The organism is Pseudomonas sp. GM25, from assembly GCF_000282255.1.
In the GTDB taxonomy this organism is placed as follows: Bacteria; Pseudomonadota; Gammaproteobacteria; order Pseudomonadales; family Pseudomonadaceae; genus Aquipseudomonas; species Aquipseudomonas aphyarum.
This window is the reverse complement of the sequence record NZ_AKJQ01000019.1, coordinates 1-22,765: the sequence shown is the minus strand read 5'-3', so window position 1 is coordinate 22,765 and position 22,765 is coordinate 1. Positions and strand designations below refer to the sequence as shown.

Annotated in this window: 18 protein-coding genes; 7 read left to right on the top strand and 11 right to left on the bottom strand. The window is 62.4% G+C overall.

Going from position 1 to position 22,765, the window contains the following annotated elements:
• From PMI24_RS06510 to PMI24_RS06495, 4 genes are all read right to left on the bottom strand, one after another.
• On the bottom strand, nucleotides 1-752 hold a 752-nt coding region (locus PMI24_RS06510), incomplete at its 3' end, for a PP2C family protein-serine/threonine phosphatase (protein WP_007952036.1).
• 7 nt (nucleotides 753-759) lie between these two features.
• Nucleotides 760-1,971, bottom strand: a complete 1,212-nt coding sequence (locus PMI24_RS06505; RefSeq protein ID WP_007952035.1) for a nitrate/nitrite transporter — start codon at nucleotides 1,969-1,971, stop codon at nucleotides 760-762.
• Nucleotides 1,972-2,191: 220 nt separating this feature from the next.
• Nucleotides 2,192-2,767, bottom strand: a complete 576-nt coding sequence (locus PMI24_RS06500) for an ANTAR domain-containing response regulator (RefSeq protein WP_007916390.1) — start codon at nucleotides 2,765-2,767, stop codon at nucleotides 2,192-2,194.
• 15 nt (nucleotides 2,768-2,782) lie between these two features.
• Nucleotides 2,783-3,994 (bottom strand): CmpA/NrtA family ABC transporter substrate-binding protein, encoded by a 1,212-nt coding sequence (locus PMI24_RS06495; RefSeq protein WP_007952034.1) that lies wholly within the window; start codon nucleotides 3,992-3,994, stop codon nucleotides 2,783-2,785.
• 222 nt (nucleotides 3,995-4,216) lie between these two features.
• Between PMI24_RS06495 and PMI24_RS06490 the strand changes: the two genes are divergently transcribed.
• Nucleotides 4,217-5,236, top strand: coding sequence for a quinone-dependent dihydroorotate dehydrogenase (locus PMI24_RS06490; RefSeq protein WP_007952033.1), 1,020 nt, complete (start codon nucleotides 4,217-4,219; stop codon nucleotides 5,234-5,236).
• 138 nt (nucleotides 5,237-5,374) lie between these two features.
• Here PMI24_RS06490 and rmf read toward each other — a convergent pair whose 3' ends face one another.
• Nucleotides 5,375-5,590 carry a ribosome modulation factor gene (gene rmf / locus PMI24_RS28720; protein ID WP_003223300.1) on the bottom strand — a complete coding sequence of 72 codons (216 nt, stop codon included), beginning with the start codon at nucleotides 5,588-5,590 and terminating at the stop codon, nucleotides 5,375-5,377.
• 530 nt (nucleotides 5,591-6,120) lie between these two features.
• On the opposite strand from rmf, the gene rlmKL reads away from it, so the two are divergent.
• Together rlmKL and PMI24_RS06480 are read left to right on the top strand one after the other, a co-directional pair.
• Nucleotides 6,121-8,391 (top strand): bifunctional 23S rRNA (guanine(2069)-N(7))-methyltransferase RlmK/23S rRNA (guanine(2445)-N(2))-methyltransferase RlmL, encoded by a 2,271-nt coding sequence (rlmKL, locus tag PMI24_RS06485; protein WP_007952032.1) that lies wholly within the window; start codon nucleotides 6,121-6,123, stop codon nucleotides 8,389-8,391.
• 146 nt (nucleotides 8,392-8,537) lie between these two features.
• Entirely contained in the window at nucleotides 8,538-10,922 is a 2,385-nt protein-coding gene (locus tag PMI24_RS06480) for a sensor domain-containing diguanylate cyclase (protein WP_007952031.1), read from the top strand.
• A 106-nt stretch (nucleotides 10,923-11,028) separates the two neighbouring features.
• On the opposite strand, the gene dacB is transcribed toward PMI24_RS06480, so the two are convergent.
• Nucleotides 11,029-12,489 carry a D-alanyl-D-alanine carboxypeptidase/D-alanyl-D-alanine endopeptidase gene (gene dacB / locus PMI24_RS06475; RefSeq protein WP_007952030.1) on the bottom strand — a complete coding sequence of 487 codons (1,461 nt, stop codon included), beginning with the start codon at nucleotides 12,487-12,489 and terminating at the stop codon, nucleotides 11,029-11,031.
• A 234-nt stretch (nucleotides 12,490-12,723) separates the two neighbouring features.
• On the opposite strand from dacB, the gene PMI24_RS06470 reads away from it, so the two are divergent.
• Complete coding sequence (locus PMI24_RS06470; RefSeq protein ID WP_007952029.1) at nucleotides 12,724-13,068, top strand: YggL family protein; 345 nt, start codon at nucleotides 12,724-12,726, stop codon at nucleotides 13,066-13,068.
• A 61-nt stretch (nucleotides 13,069-13,129) separates the two neighbouring features.
• Here the strand turns inward: PMI24_RS06470 and PMI24_RS06465 are convergent, their stop codons facing one another.
• A complete protein-coding gene (locus PMI24_RS06465) occupies nucleotides 13,130-14,320 on the bottom strand; it encodes a benzoate/H(+) symporter BenE family transporter (RefSeq protein ID WP_007952028.1) in 1,191 nt (396 codons plus the stop codon).
• A 224-nt stretch (nucleotides 14,321-14,544) separates the two neighbouring features.
• Here PMI24_RS06465 and PMI24_RS06460 point away from each other — a divergent pair, with 224 nt between their 5' ends.
• Entirely contained in the window at nucleotides 14,545-15,309 is a 765-nt protein-coding gene (locus tag PMI24_RS06460) for a GntR family transcriptional regulator (RefSeq protein ID WP_007952027.1), read from the top strand.
• A 154-nt stretch (nucleotides 15,310-15,463) separates the two neighbouring features.
• Here PMI24_RS06460 and guaD read toward each other — a convergent pair whose 3' ends face one another.
• From guaD to xdhA, 4 genes are all read right to left on the bottom strand, one after another.
• The gene (guaD, locus tag PMI24_RS06455) at nucleotides 15,464-16,768 is read right to left on the bottom strand and encodes a guanine deaminase (protein ID WP_007952026.1); all 1,305 of its coding nucleotides are present in this window, start codon (nucleotides 16,766-16,768) and stop codon (nucleotides 15,464-15,466) included.
• A 13-nt stretch (nucleotides 16,769-16,781) separates the two neighbouring features.
• On the bottom strand, nucleotides 16,782-17,639 hold the full coding sequence (gene xdhC, locus PMI24_RS06450) for a xanthine dehydrogenase accessory protein XdhC (protein ID WP_007952025.1): 858 nt from the start codon (nucleotides 17,637-17,639) through the stop codon (nucleotides 16,782-16,784).
• A 136-nt stretch (nucleotides 17,640-17,775) separates the two neighbouring features.
• On the bottom strand, nucleotides 17,776-20,175 hold the full coding sequence (gene xdhB / locus PMI24_RS06445) for a xanthine dehydrogenase molybdopterin binding subunit (protein WP_007952024.1): 2,400 nt from the start codon (nucleotides 20,173-20,175) through the stop codon (nucleotides 17,776-17,778).
• A complete protein-coding gene (gene xdhA, locus PMI24_RS06440; RefSeq protein WP_007952021.1) occupies nucleotides 20,168-21,622 on the bottom strand; it encodes a xanthine dehydrogenase small subunit in 1,455 nt (484 codons plus the stop codon). Before xdhA ends, xdhB begins: the two co-directional genes overlap by 8 nt.
• A gap of 266 nt (nucleotides 21,623-21,888) precedes the next feature.
• On the opposite strand from xdhA, the gene PMI24_RS06435 reads away from it, so the two are divergent.
• Nucleotides 21,889-22,548, top strand: a complete 660-nt coding sequence (locus tag PMI24_RS06435) for a GntR family transcriptional regulator (RefSeq protein ID WP_007952019.1) — start codon at nucleotides 21,889-21,891, stop codon at nucleotides 22,546-22,548.
• Between the two features lie 2 nt (nucleotides 22,549-22,550).
• Nucleotides 22,551-22,765: AAA family ATPase (locus PMI24_RS06430; RefSeq protein ID WP_007943786.1), on the top strand; the 215-nt coding region annotated here is incomplete at its 3' end.

The following is a 22,765-nucleotide window of genomic DNA, read 5'->3' as shown; positions in this document are numbered from 1 at the left end:
GGCGGGGGCACCGGCCACTGCTGCAAATGAATCAGGGCATCGCCGAGGCTGGCCTCGCCAACAGCATCCACCCGCACCAACATCGCACTGGCATTGTCCTGACTGCCGGCCAGGTGCGCAGCGTTGACCAGAGTTTGTGCGGCACCTTGCAGGTCCGGTTGATCTCGCAGGATTCCGGCGATGGCGGTATCACCAAGCGTCGCCCACACGCCATCACTGAGCAGCACGAAACATTCGCCGTCACGCAGTTCGCCATCGAGAAAGTCCAGCACCAGATGCTGATCCAGCCCCAGTGCCCGTTTGAGCACATGCTGCATGCCCGGTTGATCCCAGACGTGATCCTCGCTGATCCGTTGCAGGGTCTCGGCATGCCAGCGATAGACCCGGCAATCACCGACGTGCGCCAAGGTAAACCGCCGGCCGCGCATGACCAGCGCACTGACCGTGGTGAGCAGCGGCTGACCGCCACCGTTGGCCTGCAACCAGCGGTTTTGCGCGAGCAACAGACGATCGAGGGCCTGGGCCACGCTCCAGGTTTCCGGGGTGGCGTAGTAGTCCAGTGCCAGCGCCTGCAAGGTCGAACGCGCGGCCAGCCCGCCATCGGCGCACTGGCTGACGCCGTCGGCGATGGCAAACAGAAATCCTTTGCTGGCAGCCAGCGCCGGGGCCGGCGTGACCAGGCGCAAGGCGTCCTGATTTTCCACGCGGGGGCCGGTGGCGCTGGCTTCGGCGAAGCTCAGTTGCAGAGCCATTCGGGCCTCAGACCCGGGCAGCGGTCACGGCCGCCGAGCCCCAGGTGGTTCTCCAGCGACGTTTGACCCCGTGCAGGCCAAACCACGCCAGCACGCCAAGGCTGGCGAACAGCCAAAGCGCCAGTTGATAGCTGCCGGTGCTCTGTTTGATCGCGCCCATGCCCGCCGCCAGGGCAAACCCGCCGATGCCACCGGCCATGCCGATCAGCCCGGTCATCACGCCGATTTCGCGACGGAAACGTTGCGGCACCAGTTGGAACACCGCGCCGTTACCCGCGCCGAGACCGAGCATGGTGCAGACGAAAAGTGCCAGCGCCGCGTAGGAACTTGGCAGGTTGAAGCCGACCGCTGCAATACAAACTGCGGCCACCGTATACATCGCCAGCAGCGTGCGAATACCACCGAAACGGTCAGCCAGCGCGCCACCCAGTGGACGCATCAGGCTGCCGCCGAACACGCAAGCAGCGGTGTAGTAACCGGCGGTCACCGGGCTCAAACCGTATTGATCGTTGAAGTAGCCGGGCAGGGCGCTGGCCAGACCGATGAAGCCGCCGAAGGTCACGCTGTAGAAAAACATGAACCACCAGCTGTCACGGTCGCCCAGGGCCTTGAAGTAGTCGGCCATGGATTTGGCTTTCGGCCGCTCCGGCGCGTTTTTCGCCAGCCAGGCGAACAGCACCAGGGTCAGGATCAGCGGAATCAGGGCGAAACCGAATACATTGCTCCAGCCAAACGCCGCCGCGAGTACCGGGGCGATCAGTGCCGCGAATACGGTCCCGGAATTGCCGGCCCCGGCGATGCCCATAGCCTTGCCCTGATGCTCCGGCGGATACCACTGCGAGGCCAGGGGCAGGGCCACGGCGAACGAGGCGCCGGCCATGCCGAGGAACAGGCCGAGCAGCAGGGCCTGTTCGTAACTGTGGATGCCGAGTTTCCAGGCACCGAACAGTGCGCAGATCACGATCACCTGGCCGATCAGCCCGGCGGTTTTCGGCGACAGGCGATCGGCGAGCATGCCCATCGCAAAGCGCAGTACCGCGCCAGCCAGAATCGGCGTCGCCACCACGAGGCCACGCTGTTGAGTGGTCAGGTGCAGGTCGGCGGCAATCTGCACCGCCAGCGGGCCGAGCAGGTACCAGACCATGAAGCTCAGGTCGAAATACAGGAAGGCCGCGAACAGGGTCGGGGTGTGGCCGGATTTCCAGAAGCTTTTATTCATCGCGCACCTCAGCTGTAGAGAATCTCGAGAAGGAGTCAGAACCAGCACAGTGGGGCGCCGCCACGGCCGCACCACCGGCCCCGGGCTGTGGGGCCAAAACGCAAAAACGCCGCTACCCGGATCGCCGAAAGGGGCGAAGAAGGTGAGCGACGTCTTTGTCGTAGGTGGGGCAACCGCCGTTGGTTACCTGTGGGGATTGCTTAGCGAGATTTGTGCCAGTTCAGCCGAGCAACTCGCTCATGGCAATGATCTGCTCCGCCACCTGTATCAGTTTCTGCTGGCGGCTCATGGCCTGGCGGCGCATCAGGGTGTAGGCCTCTTCTTCGTTGCAGTCCTTCATTTTCATCAACAAACCCTTGGCCAGTTCGATGCGCTTGCGCTCGGCCAGTTGCTGGTCGCGGGCCTGTAGCTGGGCGCGCAGGGCCTGGTCGCTTTCAAAGCGGGCCATGGCCACGTCGAGAATCGGCTGCAAGCGTTGTGCGTGAATGCCCTCGACGATGTAGGCACTGACCCCGGATTTGATCGCCTGACGCATCACGCCGGGGTCATGCTCGTCGGTGAACATCACGATCGGCCGGGGCTGGTCGCGGCTGACCAGCACCACTTGCTCCATCACATCGCGGCTCGGTGACTCGGTATCGATCAGGATCACGTCCGGACGCACCGTTTCGACGCGCGCCGGCAGATCGATGGTCAGGCCCGACTCGTCGATCACCTCGAAACCGGCCTCGGTCAGCGCGGCTTTCAGGCGTCCGACTTTTTTCGCGGTGTCGTTGATCAGCAGAATGCGCAGCATGTTCGCGGTCTCCTGTCAGCGCTGGGCGAGAAGGGGCGCGCTGTCGCTCAGCGCGTGGAGCTTGAAGCTTCGGGCATAGGCGGCCGGATCGCTGCCGTCCCAGATCTTGCCGTCGATTAACTGGCTGCTGCGCATGTCCTTGCCCCAGGCCGCGACGCCCACAGCAGTCGCCGCGTCGCGATAGATCTCCAGTTGCTGCACCTGACGGGCGACGGCGAGGTAATCCGGGTCATCGCGCAGCAAACCCCAACGGCGAAACTGAGTCATGAACCACATGCCATCCGAGAGATACGGCAGGTTCACCGCGCCATCGCCGTGAAAGCGCAGGGCGTGCGGGTCCTGCCAGCGATTGCCGAGGCCATCGTCGTAGTCGCCGAGAAAGCGTGGTTCGATGCAGGACACCGGGGCGTCGAGGTATTCCGGGGCGCTCAGCAACTGCGCGGTGCTGCGACGGTTTTCCGGGCTCTCTTCGATGAAACGGCTGGCTTCGAGGATCGCCATCACCAGCGCCCGGGCGGTGTTGGGGTACTGCTCGACGAAGGCGCGAGTGCAGCCGAGGACTTTTTCCGGGTGATCGGGCCAGATGGTCTGGCTGGTCGCCAGCGTGAAACCGAGATCCTGCTGCACGGCGCTGGCCGCCCACGGCTCGCCGACGCAGAGGCCATCAATGCGTCCGGCCTGCAAGTGCGCGACCATTTGCGGCGGCGGCACCACCACGCTGTCGACATCCTGCAACGGATGAATGCCCTGGCTCGCCAGCCAGTAATACAGCCACATGGCATGGGTGCCGGTCGGGAAAGTCTGGGCGAAGGTGAGTTTTGCGCGGGTTTGGTGCACATGGTGGTGCAGCGCTTCAGGACCGGTCACGCCCAGGCCCTGCAAACCGTGGGACAGGTTGAGGCTCTGGCCGTTCTGGTTCAGGCCCATCAGCACCGCCATGTCGGTCGGCGCGACACCGCCGATGCCCAGGTGCACCGCGTAGATCAGGCCGTAAAGGCTGTGGGCGGCATCGAGTTCGCCGCTGACCAGATTGTCCCGCAGGTTGGCCCAGGAACTCTGGCGCTTGAGGTTCAGGGTCAGCCCGTAAGGCTGAGCAAAGCCTTGAGTGGCGGCGACCACCAGCGAGGCGCAGTCGCTCAGGGCCATGAAGCCCAGGTTGATCGCGCTTTTTTCCGGGGCATCGCTGCCGTTGACCCAGGCCAGCGGCCCGGCGGAGGTTTGAGTCATGAAAGCCACCCTCAAAAAAAACGTCGTCCCAGGCTTTGCCCGCGCAAAACCGAGAGACGACGCCATTGTCCTTGCCTGCACGCCACCATTGGCCTGCGGGCTGATACCGAGGAAGGTGCAAGGCATATGCCATGCGCACGGATTTACCCGTGCGCCTCGCGCGGCGGGGCGATGCCCGGCTATAATCGCCGCCTCTTTTCGCCGCCCGAGTCATAGCCGCCCATGTACACCCTGGCCCGTCAGCTGTTGTTCAAACTTTCCCCGGAAACCTCCCACGATCTGTCGCTGGATCTGATCGGCGCGGGCGGGCGTTTGGGCCTCAACGGCTTGCTGTGCAAGGCCCCGGCATCGCTGCCGGTGAATGTCATGGGCCTGGAGTTCCCGAACCCTGTGGGTCTGGCGGCCGGTCTGGACAAGAACGGCGCGGCCATCGACGGCTTCGCGCAGCTGGGTTTCGGTTTTGTCGAAATCGGCACCGTGACCCCGCGTCCGCAGCCCGGCAACCCGAAGCCACGGATTTTCCGCCTGCCGGAAGCCGAGGCGATCATCAACCGCATGGGTTTCAACAACCTCGGCGTGGATAACCTGCTGGCGCGGGTGGCAGCGGCCAAATACAAGGGCGTGCTGGGGATCAACATCGGCAAGAACTTCGACACCCCGGTCGAGCGCGCAGTGGATGACTACCTGATCTGCCTGGACAAGGTCTACGCCCACGCCAGCTACGTCACGGTCAACGTCAGCTCGCCGAACACCCCGGGCCTGCGCAGCCTGCAATTTGGCGACTCGCTCAAGCAATTGCTGGCGGATCTGGCCACGCGCCGCGCTGAACTGGCCCTGCGCCACGGCAAACATGTACCGCTGGCGATCAAGATCGCGCCGGACATGACCGACGAAGAAACCGCGCAAGTCGCCCAAGCGTTGATCGAAACCGGGATGGACGCGGTGATCGCCACCAACACCACCCTCAGCCGCGTGGGCGTCGAAGGCATGGAACACGGTGACGAAGCGGGCGGTCTGTCCGGCGCGCCGGTGCGTGAGAAGAGCACTCACACCGTGAAAGTGCTGGCGTCCGAGCTGGGCGGCAAGCTGCCGATCATCGCAGCGGGCGGTATCACCGAAGGCAAGCATGCGGCCGAGAAGATCGCTGCCGGCGCGAGCCTGGTGCAGATCTACTCCGGCTTCATCTATAAGGGCCCGGCGCTGATCCGCGAGTCCGTGGACGCGATCGCCGCCAAGCGCTGATCGGCGGACATAAAAGGCAGGCATAAAAAAGGGCTCCTCGAAGGAGCCCCTGGGCCGTAGCCCGCCGTCCGGGAAGGACGTGCATGGTGATCAGGTTGTTACGAAATCAGATTGTCGTGTCGGAATAAGTGCCCTGTGTCAGCCGACGGCGTGAAGTTCGTTGAGTCTGTGGATTCCCGCAGTGCCGGTCATACCGTCCCAGTTGTCGCCGCGTCCTTCTCGCCAGCCGTTGATCCAGGCTTGACGTACCGACGGTAGAGTAAATGGGCAAAGCTCACGGGATTTGCCACCAACGCCATATTGATATCCGCGCAAAAATGCTCTTTCCAACGGATCACGCTTAAGTCTTCTCATAGGGTGTTTCCCTCACTTGTTGACTGTTTTTGTCGCGTCGACCTCAATTGAGGTCTGGCAGAAAAACTCTGCCGTTGGCGGCTCGCTGCCGGCGTGGCGAGCCAAGGTGTTGACGCCGTTGCGACGTCAACCTGTGTCCAGTTCTAACCAATGAGTCACATCGATGGAATGACCGTTTTGTCATAAGGACGTAACGAAAAAGATGCTATGGCCATAAGTAACCGCGTATTTATCCAATGTTTATTGGCCAAACCCCGGTATGATCGGCCCCGCGCTGGATGATGAGGTTAATCCTTTAGTGAGAATGACCCACGTTTACGCTGGGGTACTATTCGACGAAGGGTTGCTTTGAGTCATTTTGTTGCTTCAACTTTTTTATCTGTCCCGGCATCTAAGCTCTTTTAACCCGAGCAGCGGGGATGGAACGGCACACCTTCGTGCCACGCGGGCGCTCTTGTAGAAAAGCGCCTGATTGAAAACCGGATCGGCAATGCGTTGCCGGTTCATTAGCCAAAGGCTCTGGAAAAACCATGTCCGACCGTTTCGAACTCTTCCTCACTTGCCCCAAAGGCCTTGAAGGCCTGCTCATCGAGGAAGCCGTCGGGCTTGGCCTTGAAGAGGCCCGCGAACATACCTCCGCCGTGCGTGGCATGGCGACCATGGAAACCGCTTATCGCCTGTGCCTCTGGTCGCGTCTGGCCAACCGGGTGCTGCTGGTGCTCAAGCGCTTCCCGATGAAAAACGCCGAAGACCTGTACCACGGCGTACTCGACGTCGACTGGCAGGATCACATGCTGGCCGACGGCACCCTGGCCGTGGAATTCAGCGGCCACGGTTCGGGCATCGACAACACTCACTTTGGCGCCCTGAAGGTCAAGGACGCCATCGTCGACAAACTGCGCACCCCGCAGGGCGACCGCCCAAGCATCGACAAGCTCAACCCGGACCTGCGCATTCACCTGCGTCTGGATCGCGGCGAAGCGATTCTGTCCCTCGACCTTTCCGGCCACAGCCTGCACCAGCGCGGTTACCGCTTGCAGCAGGGCGCTGCGCCGCTGAAGGAAAACCTCGCGGCCGCGATCCTGATCCGTTCCGGCTGGCCGCGCATTGCTGCCGAAGGTGGCGCGCTGGCTGACCCGATGTGCGGTGTCGGCACGTTCCTGGTCGAAGCCGGCATGATCGCCGCCGACATGGCGCCGAACCTGCGTCGCGAGCAGTGGGGCTTCACCGCCTGGCTGGGTCACGTGCCGGCGCTTTGGAAAAAACTGCATGAAGAAGCGGTCGAGCGTGCTGCTGCCGGTCTGGCCAAGCCGCCGCTGTGGATCCGTGGTTATGAAGCCGACCCACGGCTGATCCAGCCGGGCCGCAACAACGTCGAGCGCGCCGGCCTGAGCGAGTGGATCAAAATCTATCAGGGTGAAGTCGCGACGTTCGAACCGCGTCCGGACCAGAATCAGAAAGGCCTGGTCATCTGCAACCCGCCGTACGGCGAGCGTCTGGGTGATGAAGCCAGCCTGTTGTACCTCTACCAGAACCTCGGCGAGCGTCTGCGTCAGGCCTGCCTGAACTGGGAAGCGGCGGTGTTCACCGGCGCGCCGGACCTGGGCAAACGCATGGGTATCCGCAGCCACAAACAGTATTCGTTCTGGAACGGCGCGCTGCCGTGCAAGCTGCTGTTGATCAAGGTCCTGCCGGATCAGTTCGTCACCGGCGAGCGCCGCACCCCGGAACAGCGTCAGGCCGAGCGCGAGCAAGCCGCCTACGATCAGACGCCGAACGAGCCGCAAGAGCGCAAGTTCAACAAGAACGGCAACCCGATCAAACCGACGCCGGCCCCGGCGCCAGTGATCGAGCAGCCGCGTCTGAGCGAAGGCGGGCAGATGTTTGCCAACCGCCTGCAGAAGAACCTCAAGGCGATGGGCAAGTGGGTCAAGCGCGAAGGCATCGACTGCTACCGCGTCTACGATGCGGACATGCCGGAATACGCCATGGCCATCGACCTTTACCACGACTGGGTGCACGTTCAGGAATACGCCGCGCCGAAGTCGATCGACCCGGAAAAGGCTTCGATCCGTATGTTCGATGCGCTGGCGGCCATCCCGCAGGCGCTGAACATCGACAAGAGCCGCGTGGTGGTCAAACGCCGCGAGCGTCAGAGCGGCACCAAGCAGTACGAGCGTCAGGCGGCCCAGGGCAAGTTCAATGAAGTGACCGAGGGCGGCGTGAAGTTGCTGGTCAACCTCACCGACTACCTCGACACCGGGCTGTTCCTCGACCACCGGCCGATGCGCATGCGGATCCAGAAAGAGGCCGCCGGCAAGCGCTTCCTCAACCTGTTCTGCTACACCGCGACCGCCAGCGTGCACGCAGCCAAGGGCGGCGCGCGCAGCACCACCAGCGTCGACCTGTCGAAAACCTACCTCGACTGGGCGCGCCGCAACCTGTCGCTCAACGGTTTCTCCGACAAGAACCGTCTGGAGCAGGGCGATGTGATGGCGTGGCTGGAGAATTCCCGCGACGAATACGATCTGATCTTCATCGATCCGCCGACCTTCTCCAACTCCAAGCGCATGGAAGGCATCTTCGACGTGCAGCGTGATCAGGTGCAGTTGATCGACCTGGCCATGGCCCGTCTGGCAGCGGGCGGGGTGTTGTACTTCTCCAACAACTTCCGCAAGTTCCAGCTCGAAGACAACCTGGCCGAGCGTTACGCGGTCGAGGAAATCACCTCCAGCACCATCGACCCGGATTTCGCCCGCAACGGCAAGATCCACCGCGCCTGGAAAATCACGGCTCGTTGACACTCTGCAAAATTGGATCCACAGAGCCTTGATTTTTAAAGGCTCTTGGATCCGTTCAGAGCTAGCCAAATTAGTGGCTAATAGCTATAACTCACACACGGCCGATGGGGTTTTTCCCGCAGATGCTGACGTAGTGAGTGGCTTTTATGTCGTTGCACCCCGTGCGCCCGAAGATATTGGGTTTTATCAGCGAAGAAGTCTCGGCCTGGCTGGTCGCGCTGCTGGTATTGCTCGCCGGCGGGATTCTCACGGGGCTGCTCGCCTGGGGCACCCTCAATCAGTTTCACAGCCAGTTGCGCCAACGCTTTCAGCTGCTGGCGAACGAGCGCTACAGCCGCATCGAAGAACGTTTTCAGGATCAGGAGCAACGCCTCGACGGCCTGCGCCGGTTCTTCGCCAACTCCGAATCGGTGTCCCGCGCCGAATTCGACGGCTACACCCAACCTTTATTACTGCGCACCCAGGCCTATTCGTTCGCCCTGCGGGTGAGCGGTGCCGAGCGAGCAGCCTTTGAACAGCGGGCGCGGGATGAAGGCCTGAGCACCTTCAGCGTGCGCGAACTCAATGCCCGCGGTGAGCTGCAACTGGCCTCGGCCCGCGATGAATACGTAGTGGTGTTGTACAGCCAGACCCAGAGCCGGCTCGGCTCGCCGCTGGGTTATGACTTGCTGGCCCAGCCGCTGCGCCGTACGACCCTGGAGCGCGCCGACCAGATTGGCGGCCTGGCGGTGTCGCAGCCGATGCATCTGGTGGCGATCGAGCCGGCCTACGCGCGCGGCGTGCTGTTGGTCGGGCCGGTGGTGCGTCCCGGCGAGACAAAGTCATTCGGCTACGTGATGGCCGTCATCAGCATGCGTCAGCTGCTGGCGGACGGTTTGCCGGATGCGTTCCATGATTATCTGTCGGTGCGCATTCTTGATCTGTCTACCAACGATCAGCATGAAGTGCTGTTCGAATCGACCAATGAACCGGCGCCGAGCGATCTGTCCGCTACCCGGCTGGTGCGCATGGCCGATCACGACTATCAGGTGGATATCTCGCCTAGCGAGGCGTTCATGCAGGCCAACCATTCGTCGGTTGGCAGCGTGGTGGTGCTGGGCGGATTGCTCAGTCTGCTGCTGAGTGCGCTGCTTTATGTGCTGGTCAGTCAGCGCCAGCGCGCGTTGCGCATGGTCGAGTTGCGCACTCAGGAGCTGCATGAGCGCGAACAGGAACTGCGCGGCACCCACGGCCAGTTGCGCGGGGTGCTCAACGCGGCGACCCAGGTTGCAATTATCGCCACGGACCTGCGCGGGGTGATCAACACCTTCAACCCCGGTGCCGAGCAGATGCTCGGTTATCTCAGCAGCGAAGTGGTCGGCCACATGACCCTGGAAAACCTGCACTTTCCCCGGGAACTGGTGGCCCGCGCGGCGGAGCTCAGCGCCCGTTATGGCAAAACCATTCCGACCTGTCAGGCGATGCTGGTGGAGGGTGGCGAAGTCGGCGGGCACGAGGCGCGGGAATGGACGCTGGTGCGCAAGGACGGCAGCCACATCCCAGTGAACATGCTGGCCACGCCAGTGCTGGACGAGCAGGGGCTGTGGGTCGGACATCTGGCGATCTGCATCGACATCACCGAGCGCAAACGCGTGCACGAAGCGCTGGCCGCGCGGGACGTGCTGTTGAAGAAACTCAGCGCCCACGTTCCCGGCGGGATCTATCAATTCAAGATGGAGTTCGACGGGCGCTTCAGTGTGATCTACGCCAGCGACGGCATCCGCGAGATCTACGAGCTGGAGCCGGACGTGCTGCTGCTCAACGCCGAAGCCATCTTCACCCGCATCCACCCGCAGGACGTCAGCCGCGTGCGCAAGTCGATCCGCGCCTCGGCGGACAACCTCAGTCCGTGGCGCGAGGAATACCGCGTGCAGCTGCCCGAGCGCGGCCTGCGCTGGGTTCGCGGCGAGGCGACCCCGGAGGAACTGCCGGGCGGCGGCGTGCTGTGGCACGGTTATATCTCCGACATCTCCGACCTGAAGCGTGTCGAAGAAGAGCTGCGCGCGCTATCGGTGACCGACGCTTTGACCGGCATTCACAACCGGCGCTATTTCCAGGAGCGCCTGACCACCGAAATGGCCCGGGTCGAGCGTGGCGGTGGCGAGTTGTCGGTGATCATGCTCGACATCGACCACTTCAAGCGGATCAACGATCAGTACGGTCACGCAGCGGGCGACCGCGTGTTGCAGGCGGTCTGCGAGCGAATCGGCCATCGTCTGCGGCGTACCGACGTGTTCTGCCGGTTGGGTGGCGAAGAGTTCATGGTGCTGTGCCCGGACATCGACGGCGATCACGCGCACATGCTGGCCGAGGAGTTATGGCAAAGCCTGCGCGGTGCGCCAATCGATGTGGTGGGGGTGGTGACGGCCAGTTTCGGGATCGCCAGCTGGCGACCGGGAGAGGGCGCGGATGCGCTGTTGCTGCGGGCGGATTCGGGGGTTTATGCGGCGAAGCAGGGCGGGCGGGATCGGGTTGAGCGGCAGATGAACTGAGCCATTCGAATGATCGTTCCCACGCTCTGCGTGGGAACGCCTCCAGGGACGCGGAGCGTCACGGGCTGTATTCCCACGCAGAGCGTGGGAACAATCATTTACAGGGTTACAGAACCGAAGCGGTCTGCGGCGTCCGCGGCTGTTTGTAGAGATCCAGCAGCACCTGATCCAGCACCGACGACGCGCCGAACGGGGCCTTGTCGTTGAGGATCGCCACCACCGCCCAGGTGTTGCCGTTGACGTCGCGGCTGAAGCCGGCGATCGCCCGTACGGTGTTCAGGGTGCCGGTCTTGACGTGGGCTTCGCCGCGCATCGCGGTGGTTTTCAGGCGTTTGCGCATGGTGCCGTCGGTGCCGGCAATCGGCAGCGAGCTGATGTATTCGGCGGCGTACGGGCTGTGCCAGGCCGCTTGCAGCATGCTGGCCATTTCCCGGGCGCTGACCCGCTCGGAACGCGACAGACCGGAGCCGTTCTCCATCACCAGGTGCGGCGCGGTGATGCCTTTCTTCGCCAGCCACTGACGCACCACGCGTTGCGCGGCCTTGGCGTCATCGCCGTCGGCGTCGTTGCGGAATTTCTGGCCCAGGCTCAGGAACAGCTGCTGAGCCATGGTGTTGTTACTGTACTTGTTGATGTCGCGGATGATTTCCGCCAGATCCGGCGAGAACGCGCGGGCCAGCACTTTGGCGCTGCTCGGCGTCGGGGCCAGACGATCCTTGCCCTGGATGCTGCCGCCCAGTTCCTTCCAGATCGCCCGCACGGCGCCGGCGGTGTAGGTCGCGTGGTCGAGCAGCGACAGGTAAGTCTGCGAGCTGCAGCCTTCGCCCAACTGGCCGGCCACGGTCACGGTCACGCTGCCATCGGCCTGCGGCACCGGGTTGTAGCGCACGCCGCCGGTGCACTGCTTGGAGTTGAGCGCTTTGACGGTGTTCTCGATGTTGATGCTGGCAATCGGCGGTTCGACCGAGATCAAAACCCGGCCATTGTCGTTGCGGGCCACGAAACGCAGGGCCTTGAGGTTGACCAGCAGCGAATCCGGCTTGACCAGGAACGGCTTGTTCTCGTCGTTGCCGTCATCGTTGAATTCCGGCAGCTGTGGCTGCACGAAGAAGCTGCGATCCAGTACCAGATCACCGGTGACCTGGGTCACGCCATTGGCGCGCAGGTCGCGCATCAGCAGCCAGAGTTTTTCCATGTTCAGCTTCGGATCGCCGCCGCCCTTGAGGTAGAGGTTGCCGTTGAGGATCCCGCCGTTCAGGTCGCCGTCGGTGTAGAACTCGGTTTTCCACTGGTGGTTGGGGCCGAGCATTTCCAGCGCCGCGTAAGTGGTGACCAGCTTCATGGTCGAGGCCGGGTTGACCGACACGTCGGCGTTGTACACGGTCGGCGTGCCCGGGCCGTCCAGCGGCACCATCACCAGCGACAGGGCAGTGGGCTGCAGCTTGCTGGCCTTGAGGGCTTTTTCGACGTTGGGGGTCAGGGCGGTGTTGATGGTGGCAGCGGAGACGGGCAAGGCCAGCGGCAGAAGAAGACCGGCCAGGAGCAGAGGACGCAACGATTTGATCATATGAAATAAAACCCTACAGCCGAGGGGAAAAAAGACGAGGACATGGATGAAAAGGCCCTCAGTGGTCATGAAAGTGTCGGCATTATGCCCCAAGGTGTAACAGCTTGTGCCTTTCGCAAGGGCGCCAATTCGTTATTTTTTTACAGGCGGTCGCACGCACGTCCCAGAGAGTCGGGCAATCGCCGGCTTAAACTGGTAAAGTGCCGGCCGTTATTACTTAAGAGGATTGTTCCAATGGCGACTAACCGTTCCCAGCGTCTGCGCAAAAAACTGTGCGTCGATGAATTTCAAGAGCTGGGTTTCGAACTGAACCTGGGCTTCAAAGAAGACCTGTCCGAAGAAGCCATTGACGCTTTCCTCGAAGCATTCATCAAAGAAGCCATGGAAGCCAACGGTCTGGGCTATGTCGGCGGCGACGACTTCGGTCTGGTTTGCCTGCAGAAGCGTGGTTCGGTCTCCGAAGAGCAGCGCGCTGCTGTTGAAGCCTGGCTGAAAACCCGCTCCGAGCTGACTTCTACTGAAATCAGCCCGCTGCTGGACGTTTGGTATCCGGAAAAGCCGATCAACGCGGCTAAGTGATACTGAAAAAAACGGCGACCTGAGGGTCGCCGTTTTTTTATGCCTGCTTTTTAATGAGGCCTCAGGCCTTGCGCCAGTTGAGGATCAGCAAGGTCAGCACCCCCGCGACAATCCCCCAGAACGCCGAACCGATGGAAAACAGCGTCAGCCCCGACGCCGTGACCATGAAGGTGATCAGCGCCGCTTCCCGTTCCTTCACCTCGGTCATGGCGATGCTCAAGCCGTTGATGATCGAGCCGAAAAGCGCCAGTGCGGCAATCGACAGCACCAGCTCCTTGGGCAGCGCGGCGAACAGCGCCGCCAGCGTGGCGCCGAACACCCCGGCAATCCCGTAGAAAATCCCGCACCACACTGCAGCGGTGTAGCGTTTGTTGCGATCCTCATGGGCATGCGGCCCGGTGCAGATCGCGGCGCTAATCGCTGCGAGGTTGATGCCGTGGGAACCGAACGGCGCCAGCAGCAGCGAGGCAATGCCGGTGGTGGTGATCAAGGGCGAGGCCGGGACGTTGTAACCGTCGGCCCGCAGCACGGCGATGCCGGGCATGTTTTGCGAGGTCATCGCTACCACAAACAGCGGAATGCCGATGCTGATGGTCGCGGCCAGGGAAAAGTGCGGCGTGGTCCAGACCGGTGTCGCCACTTCAAGGTGAAAACCGCTGAAGTCCAGCAGCCCCATGAAACCCGACAGTGCGGTGCCGATCAGCAGCGCGGCGAGCACCGCATAACGCGGCGACAGGCGTTTGACGATGAGATAAGTGAAGAACATCCCCAGCACCAGACCGGTGCGGTGTTGCGCGGCGACGAAGATTTCGCTGCCGATCTTGAACAGAATCCCCGCCAGCAGCGCGGCGGCGAGGGACGCCGGGATCTTTTTCACCAGCCGTTCGAAGCTGCCGGTCAGGCCGCAGATCGTCACCAGCACCGCGCAGGTGATGTAGGCGCCGATGGCTTCGCCATACGTAACGCCGCCGAGGCTGGTGATCAGCAGCGCCGCGCCGGGTGTCGACCAGGCGATGGTAATCGGCGTGCGATAACGCAGGGACAGGCCGATCGAACACACCGCCATGCCGATGGAGATCGCCCAGATCCACGACGAAATCTGCCCGCTGGTCAGGCCCGCCGCTTGCCCGGCCTGGAACATCAGCACCAGCGAGCTGGTGTAGCCGGTCATCATCGCGATGAACCCGGCGACGATGGCGGAGGGCGATGTGTCCGCCAGCGGGCGCAGTCGGGTGTGGGTAATTTCGTTCATGACAGCGGCGTTCCTTGTTCAAGCCACGGATTTCGGGTTTAAGCCTAAACTCAAACGTAACGGAGCGTTGCAATACAGCCAAAGCCACAAACAGCCGTACAGTCGTGTTGCCACCTTCCATTGTGTACAATCGCGCTGTTTTTTACGCGATACTTGCCAGCGACCCACTGTGCCGTATTACAGTCACGGTCAATTCGCCGCAGTTCTTCCCGACTCGAGTGCCCATGAACGAACAGTTGCAACCCCTCAAGAAACAACCGCGAGCAGGCAAAGCCGGCCGCAGCGGAACCCAGGACGATATTGTCTATGCGCATATCTTCGAGGCCATCCTCGAACAGCGCCTGGCGCCCGGCACCAAGTTGAGCGAAGAAGCGCTGGGGGAAATTTTCGGGGTCAGCCGCACCATCATTCGCCGCGCGCTCTCGCGTCTGGCCCATGAAGGCGTGGTGCTGTTGCGGCCGAACCGTGGCGCGGTCGTCGCCAGCCCGAGCGTTGAAGAGGCGCGTCAGGTGTTCCTCGCCCGACGTCTGGTGGAGCGCGCGATCACCGAGCTGGCAGTGCAACACGCCACCGCCGAGCAGATCGCCGAACTGCGCCAGATGGTCAACGACGAGCGCGACAGCTTCTCCCGTGGCGATCGCGGCGCCGGCATCCGTCTCTCCGGCGAATTCCACCTGAAACTGGCCGAGGCAGCGAAGAACGCGCCGTTGATCAGCTTCCAGCGCAGCCTGGTTTCGCAGACGTCGCTGATCATCGCCCAATATGAAAGCGGCAACCGCTCGCACTGCTCCTACGACGAACACACCCAGTTGATCGACGCCATCGAAGCGCGCAACGGCGAACTGGCGGTGGACCTGATGATGCATCACATGGATCACATCGACAGCAAGCTCAACCTCGACGAGGAAAGCGCTTCGGACGATCTGCATGCAGTGTTCTCGCACCTGTTGCAGACCAAGAAGCCGGGGCGGCCGGCGGTCAAGCTCTGAGCTGACACCGTGTTGCGCCCATCGCGAGCAGGCTCGCTCCCACAAGGGAATGCATTGCAAATGTGGGAGCGAGCCTGCTCGCGATAGCTTTCTGACAGGCAATAAAAATCCCCCGAACTGCAAAGTATCGGGGGATTTTTTTGTCTGCGGAAAACTAGCGCTGGTGCACCAGCGCACCCGCCGCATAGGTCTGGGCCACAGTGCGGTCATCGCCCAAGGTCATCAGCACGAACAGCGTTTCGGCAATGTTGTTGGCCTGCTTCAAGCGGTAGCTCAGCAGCGGCGTGGCGTTGTAGTCCAGCACCAGGAAGTCGGCGTCGGAGCCCGGTTGCAGGTTGCCGATCCTGTCTTCCAGACGCAGTGCCCGCGCGCCGCCGAGGGTGGCGAGGTACAGCGACTTGAACGGGCTCAGGCGTGCGCCTTGCAGCTGCATCACCTTGTAGGCTTCGTTCAGGGTTTGCAGCAGCGAGAAACTGGTGCCGCCGCCGACGTCAGTCCCCAGGCCGACGTTCAGTTTGTGCTTCTCGGCCATCGGCAGGTTGAACAGGCCGCTGCCGAGGAAGAAGTTCGAGGTCGGGCAGAACGCGACCGCCGAGCCGGTCTCTGCCAGGCGTGCGCATTCGTCGTCGCACAGGTGCACGCCGTGGGCGAACACCGAGCGCTCGCCGAGCAACTGGTAGTGATCGTAGACGTCCAGATAGCCCTTGCGCTCCGGGAACAGCTCCTTGACCCACTCGACTTCCTTGAGGTTTTCGCTGATGTGGGTCTGCATGTACAGATCCGGGTATTCGCTGAGCAACTGGCCGGCGAGGGTCAGCTGTTCCGGGGTGCTGGTCGGGGCGAAACGCGGGGTGACGGCATAGTGCAGACGACCCTTGCCGTGCCAGCGCTCGATCAGCGCCTTGCTGTCGACGTAGCTCGATTCCGGGGTGTCGGTCAGGTAGTCCGGCGCGTTGCGGTCCATCATCACCTTGCCGGCGATCATCCGCAGGTCCAGCTTCTCGGCGGCTTCAAAGAACGAGTTCACCGATTGCGGATGCACGCTGCCGAACACCAGCGCGGTGGTGGTGCCGTTGCGCAGCAGTTCCTTGATGAAAATGTCCGCCACTTCATCGGCGTGGGCCTTGTCGGCGAACTGGCTTTCGCACGGGAAGGTGTAGGTGTTCAGCCAGTCCAGCAGTTGCTCGCCGTAGGCGCCGACCATGCCGGTCTGCGGCAGGTGGATGTGGGTGTCGATGAACCCCGGGGTGATCAGCGCATCCTTGTGATGCGTGATCTCGATGTCCGCCGGCAGGGTCGGCAGCAGTTCGCTGGCGTGGCCGAGGGCGCTGATCTTGCCGTCATCGACCACCAGCAGGCCGTCCTCGAAATACTCGTAGGAGGCGTCGATGCCGACCTCGGCAGGGTCGGCGATGCTGTGCAGGATGGCGGCGCGGTAGGCTTTGCGAGTCAGAGGCATGAGGGTTCTCTAATCAGTTTGAGGCTTTGAGTGTGGCGGCCTGACTGCGGCGTGAAACCGGCAGCAGTTTGGCAATCGGTTCGGCGCTGGCGGTGTGCTGGCCGAAATTGGCGTTATAGGTGGCGATGATTTCGCCGGCGATGGAGATGGCGATTTCCACAGGCAGCTTGCCTTTGACTTCGCCGATGCCCATCGGGCAGCGCATGCGTTGCACGACACTGGCGTCGAAACCACGATCACGCAAACGGTGTTCGAACTTCGCCCGTTTGGTTTTCGAGCCGATCAGGCCGAACCAGGTGAAGTCGTTACGCTTGAGGATCGCGGCGGTAAGTTCCAGATCCAATTGATGGTTGTGGGTCATGACGATGCAGTAACTGCCGGCGGGCAGGTCGTCGATTTCATCCACAGGCTCCTCGGCGACGATTTTGCGCACGCCGTGGGGAATCTGCTCGGGGAATTCCTCTTCCCGGGAGTCGATCCAGCGCACCCGGCAGGGCAGGCTGGCGAGCAAGGGTACCAGCGCGCGACCGACATGACCGGCGCCGAACACGGCGATCTGCGCCTGCACCTGGCCCATCGGTTCGAACAGCAGCACCGTGGCGCCGCCGCAGCACTGGCCGAGGCTGGCGCCGAGGCTAAAGCGCTCCAGATGGGTGTCCTGCTTGCCGCTGGCGAGCATCTCGCGGGCGATCTGCATGGCTTTGTATTCCAGGTGCCCGCCACCGATGGTGTCGAACGTCTGGCGGGCGCTGACGACCATCTTCGAGCCGGCATTGCGCGGCGTCGAGCCGAGCTCTTCGATGATCGTCACCAGAACGCAGGGTTCGCCCTGGTTCTGCAGGTCGGCGAGGGCGTCGATCCAGTTGTACATGTTCACCTCGACATCTTCGTTGTCTGTTCGGGCCTCTTCGCGAGCAAGCCCGCTCCCACATTGAATTTGCACAAGTCCAACAGTCAGCGCATATCTCTGTGGGAGCGGGCTTGCCCGCGAAGGCCGCACCTCGGTCTTAGAGCGGAGCCAGCTCGGTTTCAGCTTCGACGGCTTTCACCGCCTTGAGCTGGCGCATCTGCTCGCAGCCCCACAACACTCGCTCCGGGGTCGCCGGCGCGTCGATCTTCGGTTGATGCCTGTAGTCGCCGAGGCTGGCCACCGCATCCTTGATCGCGCACCACGCGGCGATGCCGAGCATGAACGGCGGCTCACCCACAGCCTTGGAGTGGAACACCGTGTCTTCCGGGTTCTTGCGGTTTTCCACCAGCTTCACCCGCAGGTCCAGCGGCATGTCCGCCACGGCCGGGATCTTGTAGCTGGCCGGGCCGTTGGTCATCAGCTTGCCCTTGTTGTTCCACACCAGTTCTTCCATGGTCAGCCAGCCCATGCCCTGAACGAAACCACCCTCGACCTGACCGATGTCGATGGCCGGGTTCAGCGAAGCGCCGACGTCGTGGAGGATATCGGTCCGGAGCATCTTGTACTCGCCGGTCAGGGTGTCGACGATCACTTCACAGCACGCCGCGCCGAAGGCGAAGTAGTAGAACGGCCGGCCACGGGCCTGACTGCGGTCGTAGTAGATTTTCGGGGTCTTGTAGAACCCGGTGCTCGACAGCGACACCTGATTGAAATACGCCAGCTGGATCAGCGCTTCGAAGGTCAGGATGTGGTCACGAACGCGCACATGGCCGTTGTGGAATTCCACGTCCTCTTCGCTGACCTTGTAGTGCCGCGCGGCGAATTCGACCAGTCGCTGCTTGATGATCTCGGCAGCGTTCTGCGCGGCTTTGCCGTTCAGGTCGGCGCCGCTGGAGGCCGCGGTCGGCGAGGTGTTCGGCACCTTGTCGGTGTTGGTCGCGGTGATCTGCACGCGGTCCATTTCCACCTGGAACACTTCGGCCACGACTTGCGCGACTTTGGTGTTCAGGCCCTGGCCCATTTCCGTGCCGCCGTGGTTCAGGTGAATGCTGCCGTCGGTGTAGACGTGCACCAAGGCACCTGCCTGGTTGAGGAAGCTGGCGGTGAAGGAAATGCCGAATTTCACCGGGGTCAGCGCCAGGCCTTTTTTCAGGATCGGGCTGTTGGCGTTGTAGCGACGGATCGCTTCGCGGCGCTCGGCGTACTGGCTGCTTTCTTCCAGTTCGGCGGTCATTTCTTCGAGCATGTTGTGCTCGACGGTCTGGTAGTAATGGGTGACGTTGCGCTCGGTCTTGCCGTAGTAGTTGGCCTTGCGCACGGCCAGTGGATCGAGGTTGAGGTGACGGGCGATGGCGTCCATCACTTCTTCGATCGCGACCATCCCTTGCGGGCCGCCGAAACCACGGTACGCAGTGTTCGACGCGGTGTTGGTCTTGCAGCGATGACCGTTGATGGTTGCATCGCCGAGGTAGTACGAGTTGTCCGAGTGGAACATCGCCCGGTCAACGATCGAGGCCGACAGGTCAGGCGAGCAGCCGCAGTTACCGGCCAGATCCATCGCGATGCCGTGCAGGCGTCCGGTGCTGTCGAAGCCGACGTCGTACTCGACGTAGAACGGGTGACGCTTGCCGGTCATCAGCATGTCTTCGACCCGTGGCAGGCGCATCTTGGTCGGCTGGCCGGTGAGGTGCGCGATCACTGCGCACAGGCACGCCGGGCTGGCGGCCTGGGTTTCCTTGCCACCAAAACCACCGCCCATGCGGCGCATGTCGACGACGATTTTGTTCATCGACACGTCGAGGACTTCGGCCACCAGCTTCTGCACTTCGGTGGGGTTCTGGGTCGAGCAGTAGACGATCATGCCGCCGTCTTCAGTCGGCATCACCGAGGAGATCTGCGTCTCCAGATAGAAGTGTTCCTGGCCGCCGATGTGCAGCGTGCCCTGAATGCGATGTTCGGCGGTGGCCAGTGCGGTGGTCGAATCACCGCGCTGATGAGTGTGACTGTCGAGCACGAAGTGGCGTTTGCGCAGGGCTTCGACCACGTCCAGCACCGGTTCCAGATCTTCGTATTCGATGATCGCGGCCATGGCGGCCTTACGAGCGGTTTCCAGATCTTTCGCGGCCACGGCCAGCACCGGTTGACCGACGAACTGCACGTCATCGATAGCCAGCAGCGGATCGCCCGGCATGAGCGGGCCGATGTCTTTCAGCCCCGGCACGTCCTCGTGGGTGATGGCGATGCGCACGCCTTCGAAGGCGTAGCAGGGCTGGGTGTCAATGCTGATGATTTTCGCGTGGGCGCGATCCGACAGCCGCGCGTAAACGTGCAACTGGTTGGGGAATTCGAGCCGGTCATCGATGTACTGCGCTTCACCGGACACATGCTTGGCGGCGCTGTCGTGCTTGACGCTGCGGCCGACGCCAGAGGTCAGGTCTTTGGCGAACAATTCAGCCAGTTCAGCTTGAGTTTTCTCTACGCCGTGATGGTTAGACATAAGCGGTCACCCGAGTCTCGATGTGCGGTGTTTGCAGTTCGATGAAGTATTTGCGCAGCAGGTTCTGCGCGCTGAGCAGGCGGTATTCCTTGCTGGCGCGGAAGTCCGAGAGCGGGGTGAAATCCTCGCCCAGCGCGGTGCAGGCACGTTCGACGACGGCGTTGTTGAACGGCTGGCCGAGCAGCACGGCTTCACAGTGAGCGGCGCGTTTCGGGATCGCGGCCATGCCGCCGAAGGCGACGCGGGCGTCGGTGATCACGCCGTTCTCGACACGCAGATTGAACGCGGCGCAGACGGCAGAAATGTCATCGTCCAGACGCTTGGAGACTTTGTAGGCGCGGAAGCGCTGCTCGGCCGTGGCGCGAGGCACGATGATTTTCTCGATGAACTCGCTTTCCTGGCGCGCGGTGACACGGTAATCGATGAAGTAATCCTCGAGGGCCAGCGTGCGGCGGGTCTCGCCCTTGCACAGCACGATCTGCGCGCCGAGGGCGATCAGCAGGGGCGGCGAGTCACCGATCGGCGAGGCGTTGCCGATGTTGCCGCCCAAGGTGCCCTGGTTGCGGATCTGCAGGGAGGCGAAGCGGTGCAGCAATTCGCCGAAGTCCGGGTACTCGGCGTTCAACGCTTCGTAGCAGTCGGAGAGGGCGGTGGCGGCACCGATTTCAATGCGATCCTCGAAGTGCTCGATGCGCTTCATCTCGGCGACGTTGCCGACGTAGATCATCACCGGCAGGGTGCGGTGGAACTGCGTGACTTCCAGCGCCAGATCGGTGCCACCAGCCAGCAGGCGGGCCTGTGGATAAGCGTCGTAGAGATCGGCCAGATCGGCCACGGTCAGCGGCACCAGGCAGCGTTTGTCGCCGCTGTTGAGTTCGCCGATCGACGTCGGGGCAATGGCTTTGAGGCGGGAGATGGTTTCCGCTTCACGGGCGTCGAACTGATCCGGTTGCTTGCCGCAGCAGGATTGCTCGGCGGCGGCCAGGATCGGCCGGTAGCCGGTGCAGCGGCAGAGGTTGCCGGCCAGCGCTTCGTGGGCCTTGGCATGATCCGGTGCATCGCTGTTCTTTTGCAGGGCGAACAGCGACATCACGAAACCGGGGGTGCAGAAACCGCACTGCGAACCGTGGCACTCGACCATGGCTTTCTGCACGCTGTGCAGTTCGCCCTTGTGCTTGAGGTCTTCGACGCTGATCAGCTGTTTGCCGTGCAGCGACGAAACGAACGTCAGGCACGAGTTGAGGCTGCGATAGCGAATGTGCTCGCGGCCATCGTCATCCGTCTGTAACTCGCCGACCACCACCGTACAGGCGCCGCAGTCACCGCTGGCGCAGCCTTCTTTGGTGCCGGATTTACCCACGTGTTCGCGCAGGTAGTTGAGCACAGTCAGGTTCGGGTCCAGGGCGTGCTCGCTACGGAGTTCCTGGTTAAGTAAAAACTGGATCACGGAAGGCCTCGCAGACTCATTATTGTTGTTGAGCGACTTGAGCCGAATTTAGCAGGTCTGACTTTTCGGTCAATGGTTTTCTGACTTAAAGGTCAGGAAAAACCGTTTTGTCGCTCAACCACGTGTCTCTTCAGTATTGACCCTCATTGGATCAAGCGCTTTTTTGCGGGAATCGTGCCAAAAACCGCTGTGCGGGCACTCCGCCATGACCGCGCATTGCGCTACACTGCGCCGCTTGTGCAGATCGAAGAGTTTGAAGGACAACCATGACGTTCAAGGCGCCGGACAGCCTCGCCGAGCAAATCGCTCACCACCTCGCCGAACGGATCATTCGCGGCGAAATGAAGCCGGGAGAGCGTATCCAGGAACAGAAGGTCACGCTGGCGCTGAACGTCAGCCGCGGCTCGGTCCGCGAAGCCTTGCTGATCCTCGAGCGCCGTCACCTGATCGCGATCCTGCCGCGCCGCGGCGCCCACGTCACTGAGCTTACGGCGCACAAGGTGCAGAGCCTGTGCACGCTGATGAGCGAGCTGTACATCCTGCTCGGCAACGCAGTGGCCAATGGCTGGCAAGTCCAGTCCGACATGGCGCCGTTCGTGCAGATCCAGCAGCGCCTGACCGCCAGCTACGAGCGCCAGGACATCCGCACCTTCGTTGACGACAGTTTCAACGTGATGCGCGCCGCGTACCCGTTCGCCAACAACCCGTACCTGCAAGAAACGGTGGAAAACCTGCAACCGGCGATGAGCCGTGCGTACTTCCTTGCACTGGAACAGCGCAAGGCCGAGATGAGCGAGTTCCTCGAACTGTTCGAACGCCTGCTCGCCGCCGTCCTCGCCCGTGACCTGCCGCAGATCCGCATCGTGCTGACGGCTTACGCCCAGCGCAGCTGCGATCTGGTGGTGTCCGCCCTGACGGTTGCCTGACCTTGCGGCTCAAGTGCATCAAGCTGGCGGGGTTCAAATCCTTCGTCGACCCGACCACGGTGAACTTCCCCAGCAACATGGCGGCAGTCGTCGGGCCGAACGGTTGCGGCAAGTCGAACATCATCGACGCCGTGCGTTGGGTGATGGGCGAAAGCTCAGCCAAGAACCTGCGCGGCGAGTCGATGACCGACGTCATCTTCAACGGCTCCACCAGCCG

Bases quoted from the DNA above. Each gene is read 5' to 3' on its own strand.
- PMI24_RS06470 (WP_007952029.1), top strand. From the start codon at position 12,724: ATGGCGACTAACCGTTCCCAGCGTCTGCGCAAAAAACTGTGCGTCGAT.
- PMI24_RS06435 (WP_007952019.1), top strand. From the start codon at position 21,889: ATGACGTTCAAGGCGCCGGACAGCCTCGCCGAGCAAATCGCTCACCAC.
- xdhB (WP_007952024.1), bottom strand. From the start codon at position 20,175: ATGTCTAACCATCACGGCGTAGAGAAAACTCAAGCTGAACTGGCTGAA.
- PMI24_RS06465 (WP_007952028.1), bottom strand. From the start codon at position 14,320: ATGAACGAAATTACCCACACCCGACTGCGCCCGCTGGCGGACACATCG.
- PMI24_RS06495 (WP_007952034.1), bottom strand. From the start codon at position 3,994: ATGACTCAAACCTCCGCCGGGCCGCTGGCCTGGGTCAACGGCAGCGAT.
- dacB (WP_007952030.1), bottom strand. From the start codon at position 12,489: ATGATCAAATCGTTGCGTCCTCTGCTCCTGGCCGGTCTTCTTCTGCCG.
- PMI24_RS06480 (WP_007952031.1), top strand. From the start codon at position 8,538: ATGTCGTTGCACCCCGTGCGCCCGAAGATATTGGGTTTTATCAGCGAA.
- PMI24_RS06500 (WP_007916390.1), bottom strand. From the start codon at position 2,767: ATGCTGCGCATTCTGCTGATCAACGACACCGCGAAAAAAGTCGGACGC.
- rlmKL (WP_007952032.1), top strand. From the start codon at position 6,121: ATGTCCGACCGTTTCGAACTCTTCCTCACTTGCCCCAAAGGCCTTGAA.
- PMI24_RS06460 (WP_007952027.1), top strand. From the start codon at position 14,545: ATGAACGAACAGTTGCAACCCCTCAAGAAACAACCGCGAGCAGGCAAA.
- rmf (WP_003223300.1), bottom strand. From the start codon at position 5,590: ATGAGAAGACTTAAGCGTGATCCGTTGGAAAGAGCATTTTTGCGCGGA.
- xdhC (WP_007952025.1), bottom strand. From the start codon at position 17,639: ATGTACAACTGGATCGACGCCCTCGCCGACCTGCAGAACCAGGGCGAA.
- PMI24_RS06490 (WP_007952033.1), top strand. From the start codon at position 4,217: ATGTACACCCTGGCCCGTCAGCTGTTGTTCAAACTTTCCCCGGAAACC.
- guaD (WP_007952026.1), bottom strand. From the start codon at position 16,768: ATGCCTCTGACTCGCAAAGCCTACCGCGCCGCCATCCTGCACAGCATC.
- PMI24_RS06505 (WP_007952035.1), bottom strand. From the start codon at position 1,971: ATGAATAAAAGCTTCTGGAAATCCGGCCACACCCCGACCCTGTTCGCG.